The organism is Pantoea sp. ANP04, from assembly GCF_041982285.1.
GTDB classification, from domain to species: Bacteria; Pseudomonadota; Gammaproteobacteria; order Enterobacterales; family Enterobacteriaceae; genus Pantoea; species Pantoea eucalypti.
This window is the reverse complement of sequence record NZ_JAUTYS010000016.1, coordinates 16,901-38,350: the sequence shown is the minus strand read 5'-3', so window position 1 is coordinate 38,350 and position 21,450 is coordinate 16,901. Positions and strand designations below refer to the sequence as shown.

The window sequence follows — 21,450 nt, the reverse complement described above, 5'->3', positions numbered from 1 at the left end:
ATGAACCAGCAGGGCCACATTCCCTGCTCCCCGGCAGAGAACTCTGCCGGGGAATTCATTTCAAAACGGCTTACGCTCCAGACTGCTTCGCCACTCCCGCCGCTCCAGCAGATGTTCATCCGGCGAATCCGCCGTGTCCACCTGACTCCCCTGCTCGAGCAGTCGCGCACTGCGTGAATGGGGATGACTTTCACTGATCACCTGTTGTGAAAACGCGCCAAACGATAACAGCAAAAACAGTAATGTACTGGCCAGCCTCACTTTCATACGCACACCTCAATGAATTCGGTGTCGCTATGCTGCCTGAAGGGTTTTCATTTTCTGTCAGTAACAGGCAAAGTTATGTGGGTAGCGGGAACAAGCTGCGACGGGTTTACTCGCGGTTCAGGATAGCCCGTCAGTACAGCTCGAAAGTTTTCCCGCTTCCCGTCCCTATTCCCTTCAGGAGGATGCCAGTGAACATCAATCAGTTTGATCAGCCGGTCGGTGAAGCGTTGCCCGACTGGCAGCCGGTCGCCAGACCTCACGGCGTTCCTCTCCAGGGACAGCACTGCCTTCTTTTACCGCTTAGCGTGGAACATGCGGCGTCGCTGTTACAGGCCTTTATGCTGGCACCGGATGATCGCGACTGGACCTGGCTGAGCGCAGAGCGGCCCGCTTCGCTGATGCAGATGCAGCGCTGGATTGCGGATAAAGTTGCTGATAAAGCCCTGGTACCCTTCACTGTCTGCACGCCGAATCAGCAGCCCTGCGGTGTGGTCTGCTTCGCCAGCATTGAACCCGAACATGGCACCCTTGAAATCGGTCACGTCACCTGGTCGCCGCTGATGCAGCGTAGTGTTATCGGCAGCGAGGCGATTTTTCTGCTGCTGCAACAGGCTTTCTCGCTGGGGTATCGGCGAGTCGCGTGGCGCTGTGATTCAACCAATGTGGCGTCACGACGCGCAGCAGAACGGCTGGGGTTTCGATTTGAGGGCCGTTTTCGTCAGGTCATGACGCGAAAACAGCGTAATCGGGATACCGACTGGCTGTCGATGATTGATCGGGAATGGCCAGACGTTCAGCGCGCCCTGAACGCCTGGTTGAGCGCGGATAATTTCACCGCCGAAGGAGAGCAAAAGCGCTCACTCAGCGCCTGTTTCGCCGGTGCTCATCGGGGCGATACTGACGCGACAAGCCGGAAAGGTTAAGCAGGCACGGGCCATTAATGCAGCCGACGCACGCTCAGTGCCGCAGACCAGCGCTGCCGCTGACAGCGCGGACAGACGGCCGGCTGCCCGGCTTCTATCCTCTGTGTTTGCCCGCAATGCGTGCAGGCGTAAAGGGCGCTGATCGGCACCGTACTGTAATCCTGCCGATGCTCCGGCGGCAGTATGCTTAGCCCGGCGCGCATCTCATTATCATCATAGAAATAGAGGCTAAGCTGACCGTCGACCTCCACCAGCGCCAGCCGGACCTGTCCCAGATGCTCCACGCCGCTCTGCCGCAACTCCATAAAGAACTCATCTTCGGAAATATTCAGCCGATCCAGACTTTCCAGCACATACAACCCATCTTTAATCAGCGTAATGACGTCGCCCTGAATAAATCGTGAAAAGCGCGGGCTGCGTGCCGTCAGCCAGGTCGTCAGGCGGTAGAGGGCCAGAAGCACCACAAACACCATAATGACCGGCAACACCGGTACATCATCGTAAAATGTGACGTCACCCGATGCCGAGCCCAGTGTCAGGATGACCACCAGTTCGAACAGGGACAGCTGGCGCACGCCGCGTCGTCCAGACACTTTCAAAAAGGTGAATACCACCAGATATGCGATCAGGACCCGCGCCACCACCTCAAATAAAAAAGTGGCCGGTTGATCGTTGAGTAAGAAACGGTGCCAGTCGAATGAGAACATAGTCTGCTAAACATCCTGTTTTAAGGGAACGCGCATTATCGCAGCCCTCCGTTGATGACCCGCAGATTCAGGCCAGTGATAAGTAAATCTTGTCGCCAGCCCGCCAAAAGGCAAGCGAAGCTGTAACGTAAAAGCGGGTGAGTCTGACCTCTCTGCATGTGAAGGAAAAGGTTAATAAAGCTGAAAATAGCGCTGACGCTGTTCACGTTGCGCTTATCAAACAGATTATGAAACTTAACCAAAAAACATCCTGTTTCTGACTGGAATTCTTTTACCGCTACGCTTTTTTCTTTTTACTTCAATGAGTTGATTACCACACTCTCGCATCTATACTTTCCAGTAAGGCTTCCGTAAACCCGATAACATTCAGAGAAGTCAGTCTTTTTCCTGTCGATAGCGCCGCACATAGATACCTGCTATCTCTCGTCCAGACCGCCACAGGACCTGATGCCTGTCCTTCAGTGGTTGTGCCTTATGGCAAGGATCGCCCATCTGTTCAGACTGGTCATAACGACCAGTCTGCAATGCATACCTGTAACGCCCTGACCCGTTTCACGACGGCTCGTCAGAGAGAAACGTGTTGCTTTTTTTTCGGGAGATGCCATGACGCCTTTTACCAGTTTCTGGCAGGCCGGCTATGAAGGTGCCGACCATATCAATCCTGCCGGGATTGCGCTGTCGATGAACGATCTTAATCAGCATCAGGCACGTGTAGCAGAGGATTATGCCGCGCTGTCCCCCTTTTCTATTCGCACGGTACGCGAAAGCGTCGGCTGGCGCTTATGTGAACGCGATGGGCATTATGACTTTTCGACGGTCGCTGCGCGGATGCGGGCCGCAGAGCAGCAGGGCATCCAGCTGAGCTGGACAATCTGCCATTACGGCTGGCCCGCTGGCGTCAGCCTGTTTGATCACGATTTTATCAGTCGCTTTGCTGCGTTCTGCGGTGCGCTGGCCCGCTTTCTGGTGCCCTGGTATCAGCAGCCGCCGGTCTACTCCCCAATGAATGAAATCTCCTTTGTCAGTTGGGGCATCTCGGTCGGGCTGTTCGCCTGTGAGGCGATTCCGGCGCCGGATCGGGCGGATGCTGCCAAGCAGCAACTGGTTCGCGCCACTCTGGCCGCCTGTGATGCGATCTGGCTGGCCGATCCGCGCGCCCGTCTGCTGCACTGCGATCCGCTGATCCATATCGTGCCCGATCCTGCCGATCCCACCAGTGACGTGCTGGCACGTGAGATGTGCGATACCCAGTATCAGGCGTGGGACATGCTTAGCGGCAGGCGTAACCCGGAGCTGGGTGGCACACCCCGCTATCTCGATCTGATTGGCGTGAATTACTACCACGATAACCAGTGGGAACAGGGCTCAAACCTCCGCCTTTACTGGCATCTGGGCGACAACCGCCGCCAGCCACTGCATCAGATGCTGCAGCAAGTCTGGCAGCGTTACCAGCGGCCCATTCTGCTGGCGGAAACGAGTCATGTTGGCAGCGGACGTGGAGCCTGGATCAGCGAAATCACCACCCAGGTAGCGCAGGCACAGCTGGCAGGCGTTGATCTGATCGGCATCTGCCTCTATCCGATCCTCGATCGTCCCTTGTGGGAAGAGACAACCTTCTGGACCCGCAGCGGTTTATGGGATCTCGATCTGCTGGGGCCGGATCCTTACGCCCGCCAGTTACAGCAGCCTTATGCCGACGCTTTACGGCAGGCGCAGCGCTTTTTGCAGCACATTCAGTCCCCACTACAACGTCAGGAGCACACCATGAAACCACCTGTTCTCATTGTTTTCAGCCATTTACGCTGGGGATTTGTTTTCCAGCGTCCGCAGCAGCTTCTGACACGCCTGGCGCAGCACTATCGCGTGCTGTTTGTCGAGGAGCCGGTCCGGCAGTCGGGGCCACCGGGTCTGCATCAGAGTTCACCTGCCGCTAACATCACGGTCATCCAGCCACATACCGACAGCGACGCGCCCGGTTTTCATGACAGCCAGATCGCGCCACTGTTGCTGCTGCTGGCGCCACTTCTTGAGGAAGATGAACAGCCGCTGATCTGGTTCTATACGCCGATGGCGCTGCCGCTGCTGACGCCGTTTGATCCCTCGCTGGTAATTTACGACTGTATGGATGAGCTTTCCGCTTTCCAGAATGCGCCGCGCCAGTTACAACAGCGCGAATCGGCACTGATGACCCGCGCCGATCTGGTCTTTACGGGCGGCACCAGTCTCTACGAAGCGAAGCGTGACAAACATTCTCAGGTCTACTGCTTTCCCAGCAGTGTCGATGCTGTTCATTTTGAGCAGGCACGCGATCGCACTAATCGTCATCCGTTGCAGGATACGATTCCACCGCAGCGTCTGGGATACTACGGCGTGCTTGATGAGCGCATCGACCTGTCGCTGATTGCGACGCTGGCAGACACCCACCCCGAATGGCAGATCATTATGGTTGGGCCGGTAGTAAAAATTGATCCCGCCAGCCTGCCACAGCGCGACAATATTCACTGGCTCGGCCAGCAGCCCTACCAGGCACTGCCGCAATTTCTGGCAGGCTGGGATGTTTGTCTGATGCCGTTCGCCATTAATGCCTCCACCCGCTTCATCTCGCCTACCAAGGTGCTGGAATATATGGCGGCGCAGCTGCCGATTGTCAGTACCGCGATTGTCGATGTGGCGCGCCACTACGCAGAGGAGGTGGCAGTAGCAGAAACTCACCCGGCGTTTATTGCCGCCTGTGAACAGGCAATGGCGATGGGTGCCGCTGAGCGGCTGGCGCTGATGGGACGGATGCAGACAAAAGTGGATGCCACCTCATGGGATCGCACCGCTGAGCAGATACATGGACTGATCCAGCAGGCGCTCGCGCAACGTCAGCCTGCCCTGAAGTCAGCCAGTCAGGCCAGCGCACAGGCTAACGTCACACCTTTAACGCCGGCCATGCTGGAGAGCGATGCGGTGCCGTGCCTGATTATCGGAGCCGGACCCACCGGGCTGAGCGCCGGTTATCACTATGGCGAAGGTGCCGTACTGCTGGAGAAAAATAGCACCCCAGGCGGCTGGTGCCGCTCGATTGACGATCAGGGGTTCACCTTCGATTATGCTGGTCACATTATGTTCTCGCAGGACCCATATGTGTTGCAGCTCTATGAAATGCTGCTGGGCGACAATCTGCACTGGCAGGCACGTGAAGCCTGGGTCTACAGTGACGGCGTGTATACCCGCTATCCGTTCCAGTCTGCGCTGCACGGCTTGCCGGTCGAGGTGGTAAAAGAGTGCGTGCTGGGGGCTATCGAGGCGCGTTATGGCGCAACGGCGACAGCTGCCGTGCCGCTGGATCGCGCGCGGGCGCGGCGGGATTGCTGTGCGGATGGCGCGATTCCGGATGAGGGCAGCAGCAGCGGCATGGTGGAAGGCGAAGAGGATTTCCAGCACTTCATTATGCGAACCTGGGGTAAAGGCATCGCACGTCACTTTGCCCTGCCCTACAACCAGAAGCTGTGGAAAGTGCCGCTGACAGATATGGAAACCTCCTGGCTGGGCGGACGCGTCCCACTGCCCGATCTGTCGCAGATCATCGATGGCGCACTACAACCACTGGCGAAACCGGTCGGCCCTAACGCCCGATTTGGCTATCCGCTGCGCGGCGGTTTCCAGGCACTGATGTCCGGCTTCCTGCCGCATCTGAAATGTACGCTGGAAACGGATACGACGCTGACCCGCATCTATTCGCAGGCGCATGTTGCGCTGCTGGCGGATGGTCGCCACTACCGTTATGAGCAGTTGATTAGCACCATGCCGCTACCTGAGCTGATTAAACTGATGGGCGATGAGGTGCCGGAGAGTGTGCAACGGGCGGCGCAGCAGCTGCAGTTTGTTTCGGTGCGCTGTGTGAATCTGGGCATTGGTCGCGCTGATCTGACCGAAAAGCACTGGATTTACTATCCTGGCGATACGCTGTTCCACCGCATCTTTGTGCAGGGTAATGCCAGCCCACACTGCAATCCGCCTGGCGGATTCGGCTTAACCTGCGAAATCACCTACAATGCGGCCAACCCACTGCCGCTGGAGGGCGATGCGCTGATTGAGCGCTGCCGTCAGGATTGCATCAGGGTCGGCATGATCACTGCGGACGATCCGCTGCTTTGTGCTTCAGAGGTTGATATGCCCTATGCCTACGTGGTCTATGACCATGCACGAAGCGATAACGTGGCGCTGATCCGTCAGTGGCTGCTGACTCAGGATATTCATCTGTCGGGTCGCTACAGCGAGTGGGAATATTACAATTCGGATCACGCGTTTCTGGCAGGTAAACGTGCAGCCGAAAATGTCCGGCTGCAGCATGTCCGCGCAGGAACCGTTGGCTGATTTTAAGCCGCCCGCTACGACAGTCGCTGGCTGCACTTCGCGGCTTTCAGCGACTGTAACTGATTCAGTCGCCGTTCTGCCTTCTGGCTGGCATTGTATTTCGCAATGCCATTACCCAGCCCGAAATCGCCGACAAACCCCAGTACGGTCAGTGCATCAAACTGGCCGGTTTGCTCAATGTCACTCTGCACGCTGTGCGCTTTCACGAGTTCCTGATCCAGTGCACTGCAGTTAAGTGTCGCCGTCTCTTCCGGCGTTACCGCCGCCGCCTGAGGATACTGTTTGGTGGCACAGCCGGTTAGTGCCAGCGCCAGCAGCACCGTTAAAACGCTCGGTTTACCCATTTCTTATTGCCTGTTTTTTGCTCAGTCAACGCTATTATCGGCAGCATACACAGAGAACATGAGTCTCTGACCTACCAATAATGGTCGAAACCGCTACGCTAATGTAGGATTCAGCGCGCTGCAGTCATAAGCAGCCTGCTACCGACCGGAAGTCACGCAGCGAACGAACATTATCCGTTCATCACTTCTGCCAGACCTTTCAGATAGTTAGCCAGTATGATGCTGCCACCAGCAGCGTGTTAAGAACAAAGCCAGACCGTTAATGCGTCCCAGGCCCTCGCATAGGCGAAGACAGGCACAGAAAATTTGCGCGTCGGGTTTATCAGCGTTTGTTCCAGATGAGGTTTTTCCATGCGTTTTAAAGGATTGAACATCGGGTTTTTCATTTTGATTCTGGCTATCGCCACCGTCGCTTTTTTTGACGTCCTTTCGCCCTATTTCTCGTCGATTTTATGGGCAGCGATTCTGGCGGTCATTTTCCATCCGCTGAAAACCTGGCTTCGTAATCGACTGGGTGATCGTAATGGCGTAGCGGCGTTAATTACCCTGCTCTGTATTTGCCTGATTGTGTTTACGCCGCTGGCGATCATTGCCTCCTCACTGGTGGTTGAAACCAACGCGGTCTATCACAAGCTGCAGACCAACTCGTCGCAGTTCCCGGTGGTCTTCGCCGATCTGTTGCAGCATCTGCCGCGCTGGGCGAAGCATTTTCTGGCTGAAAACAATCTGGATAACGCCGGGCAGATTCAGCAGAAGCTCTCCTCGTTTGCCCTTAAGGGCGGTCAGTATGTTGCGGGCAGCGCCTTTATTATCGGTAAAGGAACGTTCAGCTTCACCGTCGGCTTTGGCATCATGCTTTATCTGCTGTTCTTCCTGCTGAAAGATGGCTCCTATCTGGTACATCTGATTCTGGAAGCGCTGCCGCTTTCAACCTACGTGAAGCATCACCTGATGGTGAAGTTTGCCGCCGTGGCGCGCGCGACGGTGAAAGGCACGGTGGTAGTCGGTATCGTTCAGGGTATTCTCGGCGGGTTGGCCTTCTGGTTTACCGGCATCGACGGCAGCCTGCTGTGGGGTGCGCTGATGGCCTTCCTCTCCCTGATTCCGGCCGTCGGTTCCGCCATTATCTGGGTGCCTGCGGCGATCTTCTTCTTCGCCACTGGCGCACTGTGGAAAGGGCTGTTCCTGGTGGGTTTCTTCGTGGTGATTGTCGGTCTGGTGGATAATATCCTGCGTCCGCTGCTGGTCGGCAAAGACACCAAAATGCCTGACTATATGATCCTGATTGCCACGCTGGGCGGTATGGAAATCTACGGCATTAACGGTTTTGTTATCGGTCCGGTGATTGCTGCTCTGTTTATCGCCTGCTGGAATCTCCTCTCCGGACGCGATAACCGCGAGAATATCGAAGCCATCGACGAAGAGTTTATCGAAGAAGGCAAGAAACAGTCCGATGACGCCGCCGAGGCAGCAGCAGAAGCCGCGGCAGAAGCGGCTGCGGCATCAGCGGAAGCGGCTGCAGAAACGGAAAGCAAAGTCTCAGCGTTAGTCGCCTCGCAGAGAGAGAAAGCAGCCTTGAATAAGCCCTGACAGCGTCAGGCCATAAAAAAACCCACCTTTCGGTGGGTTTTTTTTAACTCTGAAACAGCAGCGAATTAGTTGGTCGCTTTGTTTTTCAGATCTTCAGCACCCTGCTTGGTTTTATCCCAGCCTTTCTCAGTGCCTTCTTTGGTTTTGTGCCAGCCCTTCTGTGTACCTTCGGTGATTTTGCTACCGGTGGTGTGGCTCTTGCCTTCAGCGGCGTGCTCAGACTTCAGCTTCAGCTCTTCGCCTTCGTTCTGGGTCTGATGCAGTTTTTCTTTCGCGGTATCAGCGCCTTTATGCGCTTCTGCAACGGTGTTGTCTGTAGTAGTAGCAGCAAATACTGGCGAGGCCAGCAAAATAGCAGACAGTGCAATAATTGATTTCTTCATAATTCCCTCTGTATTCATCGTTGCCGTGTAGGTTTTAATCCTGGCATAGCCTTCCCAGGAAAGATTTAAGAATAAACCAGGAATGAAAAAGGGCCAGTTTTCACCAGAAAAAGTGATTGATTGTAGATTTTTCGCCCACTACCAAAGCGCGAGCTGCGGATCGTCGTCTTTTTCAGGCTGATTTCGGGTCACGCGAGCAGGCGGCGCAGGCTGTTCCAGCTGTCGCGTAATCCACGCCAGTAACACCGTTACCACATACGCCTGCTGCTCAGCACTCAGCGGCTGATGCTGTCCGATATTGTGCCATTTACTCAGACAGCCACGACAGCATGTCGCGGTGGCGTGCTGGGCGATAAACACCGGATGGCCGCGCATGGGTGTCTGTTTGCCATCATTCTCAGGCTGGGCAGGCGCAAGGCGCTGTTCCACAAACTCTGCGGCGTGCTGCCTCACTACCGACTCGCCTTTGCTGTTGGCGTAATCATATTCAGCGCGTCCAAGGCGAAAACGCTGGCGGAACGGTGAGCGCGCCAGCCGGATAAAGAGATCGTCTGAAACCTTCATGCTAATACTCGTTACTCATATTTACGTCCCGCCAGATAACTGACGCCCTGCAGACCAAACGCCTCGCGATGCAGCTCATTCGGCTGCAGGTGAAATGTCTCACCGGGATGATACGTCGTGTCGCCCTGTTCAGTACTGATAGTGATGTCACCACTGAGAATCAGTGCCAGCGCCTCAAAGGGATGGACGTGATTATCAAGCTGGGCTGACGCTGCACGTTCAACCAGCAGCGGCTCATCAAAGCCCTGTTCGGCTAACAATTTTCTGAATTCATGTTCGGTCATGGCAACACCTCAATGTGGAACAGACCCTAAGCAGTGTAGACGATCTTTATGGTTACTTATGGCACTCAACGGGTTACGTACCGTCGCGCAGGCAACGTTGTTGACCGGTCAGTCGGATGCTGTTCCTGCTCTCTTATTGTCGCTGGTTTGACATCAGGATGACAAAAAAGTGTGTTCACCATGAAAGAACAGGGCTATTGCTGATTAATCACCAATAGTCCAAAAGAGGCGTGGAGGCCCGTCGGGCACAGACGCTGCTGACTCAAACAGGACTCATTATGCTGCAATCAGACGAAAACGAACCCCGCAGCGACAGCCAGTGAATCGCAGCGTAGGCCAGTCGCGTAGAGTGGCGTGGATAGCGTTATTGTCGGCGGTGGTGCCAGTAGGTTAAATGCGGCGGCAGCGTAACGGTGTGCGCACCCGACGATGGATTACTGAATGCCAACCGCCAGGCGTCTTCCCGGATGGAAACTAGTGCTGGTTGCCCATTTTTTCGGCGTAGTCGATATGTTCGGAAAGACTGGCAACCAGTTTTTTGGCCATTTCAATGGTCAGCCCCAGGAACAGCGTCTCCTGCGGGCCATGTTCACGCGGGGCGTCGGGATCGATATAACCGAATTTGAGGACGAGTGCCTGATGCGAGCTCAGAGGACCGATATGCCAGCCGGTGATCGGATAGAAGGTAAAACGTGTAAATTCATTCACATTAATCCTGACTGTAAAAGCATAACGCTGATTGATAGTCAGGCCAGCTCTGATGATAAAACATGAGTGGAGTAGTGAGTCTGAACTAAATCGACAGGATTACAAGGGCAGCGGCAGAATAAGCGCAGCGTCAAAGGGTTCGCTTTGTGGCGGTGTCTGTTGCCTGTTCTGCCGGACCAATCCCGCGCATCTTCATGTGGACCCGCAGCAAAAACGGGCAGTTGCGTCAGGTACAGCGAAAGAACACGGGTCAGGAACAGGATGACCGTTTATGCACCCTCTCCTGACCCGTCACGATTACAACCAGCCAGAGCGGCGCAGCCTGGCCCACAGCCCGCCGCAGGCCACCAGCGTCAGCCCGACAGCCAGCGGATAACCATACAGCGACTTCAGCTCCGGCATGTGCTCGAAGTTCATGCCATACATGCTGAATACAACTGTCGGAATCACCAGAATCGCGCCCCAGCCGGCCAGCTTTTTCACCACTTCATTCTGCTGCACCGTGACCAGCGCCAGATTGACCTGCATGGCGCTGGTCAGCATCTCGCGCATATCTTCCGCGTCGGTTACCACATGGCGGGCATGGTCCTGTACGTCACGGATATAGGCACGCAGCGGACGGGGTATCAAATCTTCATGCAGGTGAATCAGCTGATTGCAGATCTCTTCAACCGGTAGCGCCGCATTGCGCAGCGACAGCAGATGACGACGCATGGTGTAAACCGATTGCACCGACTTGCGGTCGAATTCGCTGGTAAAGAGATCGTTCTCCATCTGCCCGACCCGCTCATTCAGAGAGGTGGAGAGTTGAGCATACCGATCCACGACAAAATCGAGCAGGCAGTAAAGCGGATAGGCCGGACCAAATTTTAGCAGCGCCGGGTTTTCAGACGCCCGCTGTCGCACCGGGGTGTAGCTTTCCGATGCGCCGTGACGGATGCTGATCAGGAATTTTTTCCCAACAAAGAAATGGGACTCACCCAGCTCGCAGGTATCATCCTTAGCGCACACCGTCTTCACGACAATAAACAGTGAGTCGCCATAATGTTCGATTTTAGGTCGCTGATGGGCATTAAGCGCATCCTCAACCGCCAGTTCGTGGAGTCCAAACTCCTCTTTAATCTTCGCCATAAACTCAGCGTCTGGCTGCCACAGCCCAAGCCAGATAAACGCCTCCGGCTCTTTAATCACTTCACTGATATCATCGACCTGGACCTCTTCGCCCGCGCATCCCGGACGATACACCATGCTACTTACGATCATCTTCTGCATTCCTGTTGTGACAGTACATGGAGCTTAGCTAATGCCGGGCCTGTAACCGGATAAAAACCGTAAGGATTTGCTGCGGCGTTGCGCAATCTGCGGATTACCACTTTAGCCCAAGCCCGGTGGAGAAGATGCCTTCATTCAGGGTATCCGGTATGCCGCTGACCAGGTTGCGATGATAGCCAATATGCAGGGTTGACCAGGAAGTCAGGCTATAGCGCATTCCGACTTCCGCATCCAGCATAAATACCCCGTCATCGTCCAGCGAATGGCCGATGTCGCCATTGCTGTAAAGCGTGACCGACTTGCCCAGCAAATAGCGCTGATAGTTCCAGCGTACTGAGCCGCCAAAATGTCGCTCTTCCCTGTCATCGCTGTAGCCATACTCAAAGGCACCGCCCAGCAATGAGAGTGAGAACGCGCTGAGTTCAGTGTCCCACAGCTGATAGCCTGGCCCGGTACCGATCAGCGCCTGCCGGGAGAGATTCTCAACCCAGTCGCGCTTGTAGGTCGCGCGGGTCTGCCAGAAATATTGCTCCCTGACCAGGTAATCAAAGGCATAGCGCAGGCTGTAGTTACTGGTGTTGATGCTGTCGTTTTCCTGCTCGCGATTGAAGGTCGCGCCGATGTCATGCCGCCATTTTCCCTGGTTGAGTTTGGTGTTAAGCGCAAAACTGTAGTCATCCGTTTTGGTCGAGGCTTTTTTGACTTTGACGCCCGCATCGATGTTGCCGGTCCAGGCGAGCTGATCGGTGCGTACTTTGGCTTTCATAAACTCGTCAATACGCCTGAGGGAGACCTGCTGCTCCTGCTCGTTGCGCTCAACCCAGACATAGCCGGGATCGGACGAGCTGAGCCGCACCTGATAATGCTCACCGGTCTGTTTGTTTTCGACATTGACCGGATTCTCGCTGGCGAGCGTGCTGACCGCATTCCAGTCCAGCGTGACGGTCCCGGCATACTGTGTCTCTATACCCAGCTTGCCGTCACTGAGATAACGAATCGTGCCCGTCAGCCGGTCGCCATTATTCAGCCAGACGGTATCGGCTGCGGCCTGCTCTGCCCACCCGGCACAGCAGAAGATGACCAGCAGTCTGGTCAACAAGTTGGAACAACGCATGGCTTTCCCTGTAAAAGCGTTGCCCTGTATGGACGACGCGTCACCGCAAATTCTGACCCGACAATTAAGCCGATTCTGCGATGATAAGCAATCTGCCCTGGGTTATGACAGGTCGTGCAGTGCTTTACCGAGCGGCGGAGTCAGCGCGAAATCCATAAAGCTAACCGCCAGCCCTTCGCGTTCGGGCGAGCAGCCCATCACGCCGACAAAACGCCGCCCCTGACCCGGCCACGGGCAGAGTCGCAACAGCGGCCATATCTCTCCATCAGTGGAGTACTGGATCCTCAGCGCGGCATTTTCCAGCGTGGCTCGCATCCAGAACTGACGCGCATCGCCTGGAAAAACGCCGGTAGACCAGTCAGAAAACTCACGCGTGACCACGCTGCCAATGGCGGGCTGGTCATCGTTGAACTCAATACCCGCTTTAACCCAATGCGTTTCACTGTCCTGAATGAACAGACCAGCCTGATCATAGAGCTGACTGAATTCTGCCCTCACCTGCACCTGAACGGTGAAGTCGTTTTCTACCCAGAAGCCAAAGGCGTGGCCGCTGTGCCGTTCGAAGCCGTACCAGGTGCGCTGCCAGAAATCACTGTTTAATGCGGTTTCGAACTGCAACGTATTGCCATCCAGACTGTGTACCGGCGGCTGATTAATCCAGACGCCGCCTTCGGTGGTCAATGAACTGACTGCTGTCATAGGGACTCCTTTCTGTACGTTAAACCGCCCGCGATCAGGTTGCTCTACCGCAAGGCGATGGGTCTGATTATCATAGCCTTGTTGTTAAACGCGCGGCAGACTCACGCAGCTAATCTGATTAAAGTGATGTGGCAGATGAACAGGTCAGAATGCCTGATGCAACAGACAAATCCGCCTTATCTGCGGTTTCGCTTATTTTTCTTTCACACACTTATGAGGGGAAATAATATCGACCAGGACCAGTGCACTTAACTATTTCATTTTGTTAATCGCCTGGCTAAAAACGTATTTAACTACCAGGCTTGTTTTGTCTGAGGGCAACTTAACTCATCAAATATAAGGATTAAGCCACCATGGTAGATAAATCAGAGATTCTGGATCACGCACAGGTTGTTGATGTAAACGGCGAACATGTCGGTATTGTCGACCATTTTGAAGGCGACGACAAAATTAAACTGGCGAAAAGCGACCCTGAAGCAGGCGGCAAGCACCACATTATCCCATTCAGCTGGGTTAAAGAAGTGGATGACAATAAAGTCATTCTCTCTAAAGCCAAAGCGGATGTTGAAAGCGAGTGGCAGTCTGCATAAATCGTTAGCCGTGGCGCCTGCCACGGCTTATTTTTATTACTCCAGAAAACCGCTGTAAATGAAAACGTCATTCCGCCCTGCCCGAACTCCTTTATTTAATCACTCTGCTTATATTAAACAGCGCGATACGCATTTCCCTGCACTCATTATACCCCGTCTGTTTATAACGCTTCAGATGTTGATATTTTCAGCATGAGACGAGGAATAACAGTGAAACACACCGTCAATCAGAGGATAGTTCTCTGAACCGGGCAATTCAAAATGCCACCATTCGGTTGCAATACCGCTAAAGCCACCGCCCAGCATGATGGCATTAAGCATCAGTCGGTTGCGCTGTGCCGGAACAGGCACTGCAGGATGATAAGGATGAGAGTGCTCACTCATCTCATCAAAGCCGGTGCCCATATCCACGATCTCACCGCGCTCATCGATCAGCGTCACGTCTACCGCCGTTCCGCGACTGTGGTTTGATCCACGCGAAAGCGGCACAACATAGTCAGGATTCGGACAGGCCTGCCATAAAATAGCCTGCGCAGCAGGTGGCCGATATGCATCGAGGATCAGCATCTTATAGCCCGCCACACCGGCGATATTGATACATTTTGCCAGCGCTTTCGCCGCATCAACGTGCAGCAGACAACGCGCGTCGCGATAGATCGGCTTACCGGTGAGGTTGTCAGCGGTGGCATATTTGAGATCGATGGCTGACTGAGGAAAGGCCTCAGCGATATCAACAAGACTCTGACTTTCCATGATGGGGTGCTCCTTGTTCATAAAATTTTAGGGTTCAGGTATCTTTGCTAACGCATTCTTCCAGACCGTAATGAACGATCTATTTCCTTTACCAATTCTGAGGTATTTGCAGGCATTTGCCAGATTCTGTAGTGAATGAATCTTTCTGGCACTCCTGGACATCCTGCTTTTCAAAAAAAACAGTAGTCTAAAAAATTACATGTCTATCATTAACAAAAAATTACTTCAAAAAATCTCATTAAACTTACTTTTAGGCAAGAGTAATTTTACTGCCGGAATAAAATTAATATCAATGAGTTCTGCTTTTGGCATATAATGACCACTGTTATTCGACCAGCTTTTCAATACGCCATTAATAAAATCCACTTCACCCGCAAAAAACACATCTTTATCAAGACATATTGAAGTATGGCCCTGTATTGGTTTGATAATATCAGAAGCAAACGTCCGGTAACCATCAGGTACGCCACAGAAGACCTTTCCTGGCGAGAAAGAGGGAATAACAAATAAAAATCGCCCATGAGGTTTCGGGATATTAACTTTCCTTTCAGGCATCACAGGGACAAAAAAATAATCATTGTCAGACAACCTCCTTAGCTCAAGGATTTGCTCTGGGCCCGCAGGTTCTTGTAAGGATAAAAATGAATTGATTGTCTTCATTTTAGCACGATGATTAAATATATTTTTTAACTTATCACGTTGAGTGCTTGTTAACATAAACATTACCTTTTATAGAAAAATAAAAGCATCCACCAGAAAAAAATAAGAGAAACCTCACCCTGAAAACACCGCCATATTCTTCTTAAAAGCTAAAAAACCAAAAGAAGATATTTATGGAATGTATGTTTTAACCCCAGCATTTTCAGGTGTGATATCAAACATGTTATTAAAATTATGCCTTAACGTTGCAATTTATGAACATCTGTTAAAAAGGGTATTTCCTTATCGGTATCTGGCGCAGGAACCTCTTTTAATTTATAGATAAACGCGCCGTATGTAGCACCCAGATAACGTATTTTTTCATAAGTATTTACTGGACAGACCTGAAAATAAACTTCTGGCGGATATAACACTTCACCTTCATCAATCCAGGCTGATATTTCTGCACCAGAGTATCCCTCCACGATAAAGACAACTTTTTTATCTCCTTCAGAAACAGATCGGGAATCATATTTTCCTGCGGAAAACTCTCTGGCAACAAGCTGATATGTGGTAGTGGAAAGAAATTGATCTGTGGTTACAACGGTAGAATGCTGACTGTAATAATCGAGCAAAGTCACAAACTGTGATGACGCCAGAACGCCACGAAACGTTGTCCCTTTTCTTTTTCTTTCCAATAGCAGATTTTTAAGCAGTAATGTTGAAAAGCCCGCAGACAACCTGCCCTGTAATCTCATGCTTCTTACAGTAAAATCAAGGCTAAACCCATAACCTCTGGCAGCTTCTTCGCTTTCACGCCTGAACTTTTCAATGACATCCTCCATACTCATGGTAAGTGGTTCAGACACAAGCCGCTGAACTGGATTGAGACGTCGTCTTAAGGGCGTATTATAGTAATTACCTGAAGTAACATAGGTTGCTACTAATGCCCTGTGAAGGGTTTTTATGGGGCTGATTGCTTTTTCTTTTTTTACAACCATCCGGTTTCGCACTATAAAATCCTTTTTACAATACCCTTTTGATATAGCCATACTTCTTATTTTTGACTGAATAACATTATCACTACCCCCGAAATCCCAGTTGCATTCTTCAAACTTAACTTCGCAGTTAGTATATTTTGGGAAATAACACATAATCAATGCCTGTAGTTCCAATGCCTTGTTTACCTGCAATGGATTGCCGGCCACACACTTTTTTTCATCCATACGTATCTCCTTAATAATTAACGGATAACAGGGCTGGCAGGAACATTCTCCCGGCACCTTATGAATAATCAGTAAAATGTTAAAAATTTAGCTTTCATCTAAGCACATAAGAGCTACCATCAACTGTTATAAACCCTGCTTTTTCAATGTGATATGAAAACTTAAGCCTCCTTAATCCAGGATGTCTTCCCATCGGAAATAGAAGTCTGTTACTAGCATTAATCCTGAGGATTTTTTTTATAAACTCCATGTCCTCTTCAAATTTTGACAGTGTTTCTTCGTCATATTCCCCTTTGATCAAAAGCTTTATAAGATAATTTGGTCTGAATGAAACCCCTATTAGCTTTATCATTTCAGTACATGGGAAGTCCATATACATCCGTACGCCTGTCTTCCCCACAAGAAGTATTTCGTTATAATTAACCGCACTGGAAACAATTTTTCTCAAGAATTCATTTGGATGACGTAAAATATTATAAGGACCAGACATTTTGAAACCATGATCATTAGGTCTTTCTATCCCTTTAAAAATACTTTCGGTCAATGCCGCTTTATCCAGAACACGTCCATGCGGAACATTACCTTCAAGCCCTGAAAAATTATTGAATCTCACATCACTATGATGCGTACCCAAAATATTTTGTACCGGAACACGAAGATTGAGTTGAATATCCAGAGGCACCCGACCTTCCATAATACCGTTAGAATTCGACACTGCACCTGTACAACAGGCAGATATAACATCCCATGATGATAGAACCACTTCTACAGTCTTTGTTAAAAAAGGTGAGTTTGTGTTCTTTTTTCCAATGGCAGAAACGCTTCCGCGGGAAGAGATACAGTGTGCGATCATTAAATCTGGTCTTGCTTTTTTATTTAATTCATAATCCCATGCCCGTAATATATCGCTATTAATCTTTTCTCTTTCGTTTCTAACCTGAGTTCTCTCACTGAATTTTTTTAAACATTTCTTTGAAATACTTCTATCAAAGTTTATCATTTTAAATCTCATGTTTAGTATAATTTTACACGGGTGATGCTAGCTTAGTGTTGCCAGCCACCTCAAAATAACAAAATCAAATCAGCTTTATTTTTTCAGAAAAAACATTACGTTCATTAAAGAGCATAATCCTTTTGGGACTTAATGATTTTCTTGTGCTGGCTTATCATTTTGGTTCACTGACAATACATACAAAGCATTTAAAGCAGACAAGGTTTTTGCAACAGACTCCAGAATTTCTTTACGGCTGCCTTCTTTATCCTCTGCTGAATATCTAAGCAGTTCTTCTGGTGGTACGCCTGAACTTTCCAGTTTTCTGCGTATTTTCCAGGAAAAGCTTTTCAGTTCAGAAATCGTTAAATATCCTCCTTTTTTCTGTTCTGCATTGGCCAGTTTTAAATCAAATTCGTCCAGATCGGCAGTAACCTCTTTGTAGTTCCACGTTGAGGGTAAAATGTTAGCCTTAGCCTGCAGTTTATACTTCCATTTCTGACTGACTGAATTATCAGGCCATGCATTTTCAAGACGCTGAGCAAGAATATCGCCCTTGCGAAGTAATTCATCGTTTGGACGATCCGCAATCCATGTCAATAATGACGCCGACTTATGCAATATTTCATCACGATGACTTTCCAGTTCTTCCTTATCTATCCCCTGCCATGCTAATGCTGTCAGTGCATCGTCACCCGGAAAATCCTGAAGTACCCCAGCAAGCTTTTCGGTAACTCCTGGTTTTTCCATGTATCTGATGCCGGACATTAACAGCATGGTCGCCAACATACCGCCAATAATACCTGCACATCCAGCCTGAATAAGATGCTTTCTTTTTATGCTGCTCCCCTGGACAGAGGAATTGGTTTTAATATTGATCGGAGATAATTCTGGCCGTATATCTTTATCAATTTTTAAATGTGCAAGGCTTAAAATCAAAGAAGAAGATGCTTTACTGCGAACCTGAAGAAAATAATGCATATTTTTTAAAGAGTTTCTGCAACGCGCATCCGTTTTCACCGCTTCGTCATAAAGCAGTGCAATACTTTCAGCAATACTACTGGCCATGGCCGTAAAATTATCATCACAGTCAAGCTGGTAAATACTGGTCACTACGTGTGTATTCAGCCATTCAAGCAGATATCGTCGTCGATCCGAATCGACGACCGGAGGCCAGCAATATTCGGATGCCTTGCCGCGCCATACTCTAACCAGGATATTGAGTCCCTGCGCCAGACCTCTCCAGCCGTCCAGCTTTAAGCTCATCAGACAGAACCAACACCCACTCTGCAAATCATACCCATACTTACGCCAGTATGCCCGGCACTGGCTATCCAGCGTTTTCCATTCACTTTCACTCATCCTGCGAATATCTGCATTCTGCATGGACCAGTTGATTTCAAGAAACTCCGGGCTCTGTCTCGGATCTTTTTTATTAACTTTTAGCGCCTGAAAACCAGTGCCTGAGTTCATTTTCTTTTACTCTGTCGATCTGTAACGATGGCAAGATCTTTTCCCGTAACCTGCACCAGGATATGCAGGTTTCCGCTGCCGTCAGCTTCGAGCAAATAATCGGTCACCAAAGGCAACAGGCTTTGATTGATTACAGTATCAACATCACGCGCGCCACTTTGCCTGACATGACAGCGGTCAGCGATATACCTCACTACTGCAGGACTGTAACTGAGAGATCTCTTCTCACCGTCTCTGCCAGAAAAGCGCAGGCTGATTTTTCTGAGCTTCGCGTTGATAATATTATTAAGCGCCTGGGCACTGAGCGGTAAGTAAGGGAGCAGGGTCAGACGCCCCATAAACGCCGCTGGAAATACGCGGCTGAATTCAGGTCGTATCTGGCGGACTAATGCATTGATATCAGGAGATTCCTTTTCTCCTGCCGCCATAATTACATCATCAGCCAGATTACTGGTCAGAATGATGAAGGTGTTGCGAAAGTCGATAGTTTGCCCTTCACTGTCCTCCATGACCCCTTTGTCAAATACCTGATAGAAAAGTTCGATCACATCTCTGTGTGCTTTTTCAACTTCATCAATCAGAACAACGCTATAGGGTTGTCGACGCACAGCCTCAGTCAGTACGCCACCCTGTCCATAGCCGACATAGCCAGGGGGAGAGCCTTTCAGGCCGGCGACAGAGTGTGCCTCCTGGTACTCAGACATATTCAGCGTTATCAGCCCTCTACTTCCGCCGTACAACATTTCTGCCAGGGCCAGTGCTGTTTCTGTTTTACCTGTCCCGGAAGGTCCGGCCAGCATAAAGACGCCCATTGGCTTTAACGGATCGGCAAGACCCGCCCGACTGGTTCGAATCTGCCGGACAATTGCCTCAAGCGCATGTGATTGTCCGGTAACCCGTTCGCACAAACGTTCATACAGAGTATTCAGCGGCCCCTGTTTTTGCTCCAGGATTTGTTCCACCGGAATCCCCGTCCACCCGGCAATAATTTCTGCAACGCATGCCGCATCAACACGCTCGAAGACCATAGGTTGCTGTTTGTGCATTACAGACAGTTTCTGCCGCAGGCTTGCTTGCTGCTCAGAATTTTGGCATTGAGCAATCCGGGCAACCAGGCTCTGCTGTTCTTTCCATACCGGAGTCAGAATGGTCAGGTCTTGTTTGATTTCAGCTTTACGTTGATCCAGCCAGGCAATACGTGTTGCACATCCACTGTCCAGAGAGAGGCTACGGCGCTCAAGTGAGATATTCCTCAGCATGACATTCAGATCTTCAATCTCTCGTGGCTCGTCGCTCTGGGACAAAGCCACCCTGGCACAGGCCGTATCCAGCAGCGTGACTGACTTATCAGGCAACTGCCGGCCCGGAAGATAACGGGCAGAGAATTCAACAGCAGCCACGATTGCCGAATCAGGGACTGGAATACCATGATGACTGCTGATGGCGGGTACAATCGACCGCAGCATATTAATTGCCGTGTCCCGGTCGGGTTCCGTCACCCTGACTATCTGAAAGCGGCGGGCAAGCGCAGCATCCTTTTCAAAATATTTTTTGTACTCGGACCACGTTGTAGCACCGATCATGCGTAACTCTCCCCTTGCCAGGGCGGGTTTTAGCAGGTTGGCCGCATCGTTCTGGCCCGCAGTCCCTCCTGCTCCAACCAGCATATGTGCCTCATCAATAAAAAGAATGATCGGCACGGGGTGTGACTGAATGTCACAGAGCAGGCTTTGCAGCCGATTTTCAAATTCACCTTTTACGCTGGCTCCAGCCTGTAACAGGCTGAGATCAAGTGACATGATATCCATTTTTTTCAGTGCGTCTGGTACGGTACCGCTGACGATGCGCTGCGCTAATCCCTCAACCAGTGCTGTTTTACCGACGCCAGGTTCACCCGTCAGGATTGGATTGTTCTGACGCCGACGAAGTAATACATCTATCATCTGGCGGATTTCATTCTCACGCCCTGTAGCGGGATCCAGCTCTCCCCGGCGCGCTTTCTGAGTCAGATTATGGGTGTATTTCAGCAATGCAGGCCCACCAGATGGCACACCTTCTTCCGTGTTATCTTTTTTCTGGCCCGTACCTGAGTATTCAGCCATGAGTGCGTCAGCCTTCAGCACGTCACAATGCAGTGCCTGACGAACCTCTGTCGGAAGAGGCAACGTAACATCGTCCGGGTCAGCAAGCAGACAACCAATAAACGCCGTGGCAGGAAGATGCCGCTGATGCCAGCAAATGCTGGCATGCAGCCATGCTTTCTCAAGATGCCGGACAAGGGACTCAGACAGTACGGGTCCACAGGTATTGCCGCTGCGCTGCTGGTTCAGACTATGCGTCAGCGCGTCTGCCAGCTGGTCCCCTCTGAGCCCCGCCCCCAGACACAGCTGTTCAAGCAATACCGTCTGAGTAGTGATTAGCGCCAGCAGTAAATGCTCAACACTCACCTCATGGTGAGTCCGGCTAACGGCCTGACTCACTGCCGCATTCAGGCAGTACCGCGCATCGGCAGAAAAGACTTCCGTAATTTTTTTCAAATACTGACTCATCTTTTTTTCCTG

At 51.3% G+C, this 21,450-nt stretch carries 20 protein-coding genes; 4 read left to right on the top strand and 16 right to left on the bottom strand.

Translation table 11 applies throughout. The annotated features are described in order from the left end of the window. Positions 1–60: 60 nt before the first annotated feature. Positions 61–267 (bottom strand): hypothetical protein, encoded by a 207-nt coding sequence (locus Q7C21_RS19010; protein ID WP_003854053.1) that lies wholly within the window; start codon positions 265–267, stop codon positions 61–63. Positions 268–455: 188 nt separating this feature from the next. On the opposite strand from Q7C21_RS19010, the gene Q7C21_RS19005 reads away from it, so the two are divergent. Then, positions 456–1,190: a GNAT family N-acetyltransferase gene (locus Q7C21_RS19005; RefSeq protein ID WP_003854055.1), complete on the top strand. Its 735-nt coding sequence runs from the start codon at positions 456–458 to the stop codon at positions 1,188–1,190. Between the two features lie 14 nt (positions 1,191–1,204). Here the strand turns inward: Q7C21_RS19005 and Q7C21_RS19000 are convergent, their stop codons facing one another. Beyond that, the gene (locus tag Q7C21_RS19000; protein WP_140033617.1) at positions 1,205–1,897 is read right to left on the bottom strand and encodes a YetF domain-containing protein; all 693 of its coding nucleotides are present in this window, start codon (positions 1,895–1,897) and stop codon (positions 1,205–1,207) included. Between the two features lie 603 nt (positions 1,898–2,500). Here Q7C21_RS19000 and Q7C21_RS18995 point away from each other — a divergent pair. Further along, the gene (locus tag Q7C21_RS18995; protein WP_140033618.1) at positions 2,501–6,259 is read left to right on the top strand and encodes an NAD(P)-binding protein; all 3,759 of its coding nucleotides are present in this window, start codon (positions 2,501–2,503) and stop codon (positions 6,257–6,259) included. Positions 6,260–6,273: 14 nt separating this feature from the next. Here the strand turns inward: Q7C21_RS18995 and Q7C21_RS18990 are convergent, their stop codons facing one another. After that, positions 6,274–6,603, bottom strand: coding sequence for a hypothetical protein (locus Q7C21_RS18990; RefSeq protein WP_003854059.1), 330 nt, complete (start codon positions 6,601–6,603; stop codon positions 6,274–6,276). 351 nt (positions 6,604–6,954) lie between these two features. Between Q7C21_RS18990 and Q7C21_RS18985 the strand changes: the two genes are divergently transcribed. Continuing rightward, entirely contained in the window at positions 6,955–8,193 is a 1,239-nt protein-coding gene (locus Q7C21_RS18985; RefSeq protein WP_003854064.1) for an AI-2E family transporter, read from the top strand. 65 nt (positions 8,194–8,258) lie between these two features. On the opposite strand, the gene Q7C21_RS18980 is transcribed toward Q7C21_RS18985, so the two are convergent. The 7 genes from Q7C21_RS18980 to Q7C21_RS18950 all read right to left on the bottom strand — a co-directional run bounded on the left by Q7C21_RS18980 (position 8,259) and on the right by Q7C21_RS18950 (position 13,217). Next, entirely contained in the window at positions 8,259–8,576 is a 318-nt protein-coding gene (locus Q7C21_RS18980; RefSeq protein WP_003854066.1) for a hypothetical protein, read from the bottom strand. A gap of 138 nt (positions 8,577–8,714) precedes the next feature. Next, positions 8,715–9,140 (bottom strand): DUF4186 domain-containing protein, encoded by a 426-nt coding sequence (locus tag Q7C21_RS18975; protein WP_003854068.1) that lies wholly within the window; start codon positions 9,138–9,140, stop codon positions 8,715–8,717. An 11-nt stretch (positions 9,141–9,151) separates the two neighbouring features. Beyond that, on the bottom strand, positions 9,152–9,424 hold the full coding sequence (locus Q7C21_RS18970; RefSeq protein WP_003854069.1) for a cupin domain-containing protein: 273 nt from the start codon (positions 9,422–9,424) through the stop codon (positions 9,152–9,154). 474 nt (positions 9,425–9,898) lie between these two features. Then, complete coding sequence (locus Q7C21_RS18965) at positions 9,899–10,132, bottom strand: hypothetical protein (RefSeq protein ID WP_375151030.1); 234 nt, start codon at positions 10,130–10,132, stop codon at positions 9,899–9,901. Between the two features lie 297 nt (positions 10,133–10,429). Continuing rightward, positions 10,430–11,395: a magnesium/cobalt transporter CorA gene (gene corA / locus Q7C21_RS18960; protein WP_003854075.1), complete on the bottom strand. Its 966-nt coding sequence runs from the start codon at positions 11,393–11,395 to the stop codon at positions 10,430–10,432. A 103-nt stretch (positions 11,396–11,498) separates the two neighbouring features. Then, entirely contained in the window at positions 11,499–12,518 is a 1,020-nt protein-coding gene (locus Q7C21_RS18955; protein ID WP_008924985.1) for a DUF481 domain-containing protein, read from the bottom strand. Positions 12,519–12,620: 102 nt separating this feature from the next. Then, positions 12,621–13,217 (bottom strand): DUF1349 domain-containing protein, encoded by a 597-nt coding sequence (locus tag Q7C21_RS18950; protein WP_078804180.1) that lies wholly within the window; start codon positions 13,215–13,217, stop codon positions 12,621–12,623. 353 nt (positions 13,218–13,570) lie between these two features. Here Q7C21_RS18950 and Q7C21_RS18945 point away from each other — a divergent pair, with 353 nt between their 5' ends. Further along, a complete protein-coding gene (locus Q7C21_RS18945) occupies positions 13,571–13,807 on the top strand; it encodes a DUF2171 domain-containing protein (protein WP_003854080.1) in 237 nt (78 codons plus the stop codon). Between the two features lie 171 nt (positions 13,808–13,978). Here Q7C21_RS18945 and ddpX read toward each other — a convergent pair whose 3' ends face one another. The 6 genes from ddpX to tssH form a co-directional block, all read right to left on the bottom strand. Then, on the bottom strand, positions 13,979–14,560 hold the full coding sequence (ddpX, locus tag Q7C21_RS18940) for a D-alanyl-D-alanine dipeptidase (protein ID WP_078804179.1): 582 nt from the start codon (positions 14,558–14,560) through the stop codon (positions 13,979–13,981). A 225-nt stretch (positions 14,561–14,785) separates the two neighbouring features. Then, positions 14,786–15,277: a hypothetical protein gene (locus Q7C21_RS18935; RefSeq protein WP_008924982.1), complete on the bottom strand. Its 492-nt coding sequence runs from the start codon at positions 15,275–15,277 to the stop codon at positions 14,786–14,788. 182 nt (positions 15,278–15,459) lie between these two features. After that, complete coding sequence (locus Q7C21_RS18930; protein WP_008924981.1) at positions 15,460–16,425, bottom strand: hypothetical protein; 966 nt, start codon at positions 16,423–16,425, stop codon at positions 15,460–15,462. Between the two features lie 94 nt (positions 16,426–16,519). Further along, positions 16,520–17,425 carry a hypothetical protein gene (locus tag Q7C21_RS18925; protein WP_375151029.1) on the bottom strand — a complete coding sequence of 302 codons (906 nt, stop codon included), beginning with the start codon at positions 17,423–17,425 and terminating at the stop codon, positions 16,520–16,522. A 141-nt stretch (positions 17,426–17,566) separates the two neighbouring features. Then, positions 17,567–18,889: a VasL domain-containing protein gene (locus Q7C21_RS18920; RefSeq protein ID WP_008924979.1), complete on the bottom strand. Its 1,323-nt coding sequence runs from the start codon at positions 18,887–18,889 to the stop codon at positions 17,567–17,569. After that, positions 18,886–21,438, bottom strand: coding sequence for a type VI secretion system ATPase TssH (gene tssH, locus Q7C21_RS18915; protein WP_008924978.1), 2,553 nt, complete (start codon positions 21,436–21,438; stop codon positions 18,886–18,888). Before tssH ends, Q7C21_RS18920 begins: the two co-directional genes overlap by 4 nt. Positions 21,439–21,450 lie beyond the last annotated feature (12 nt).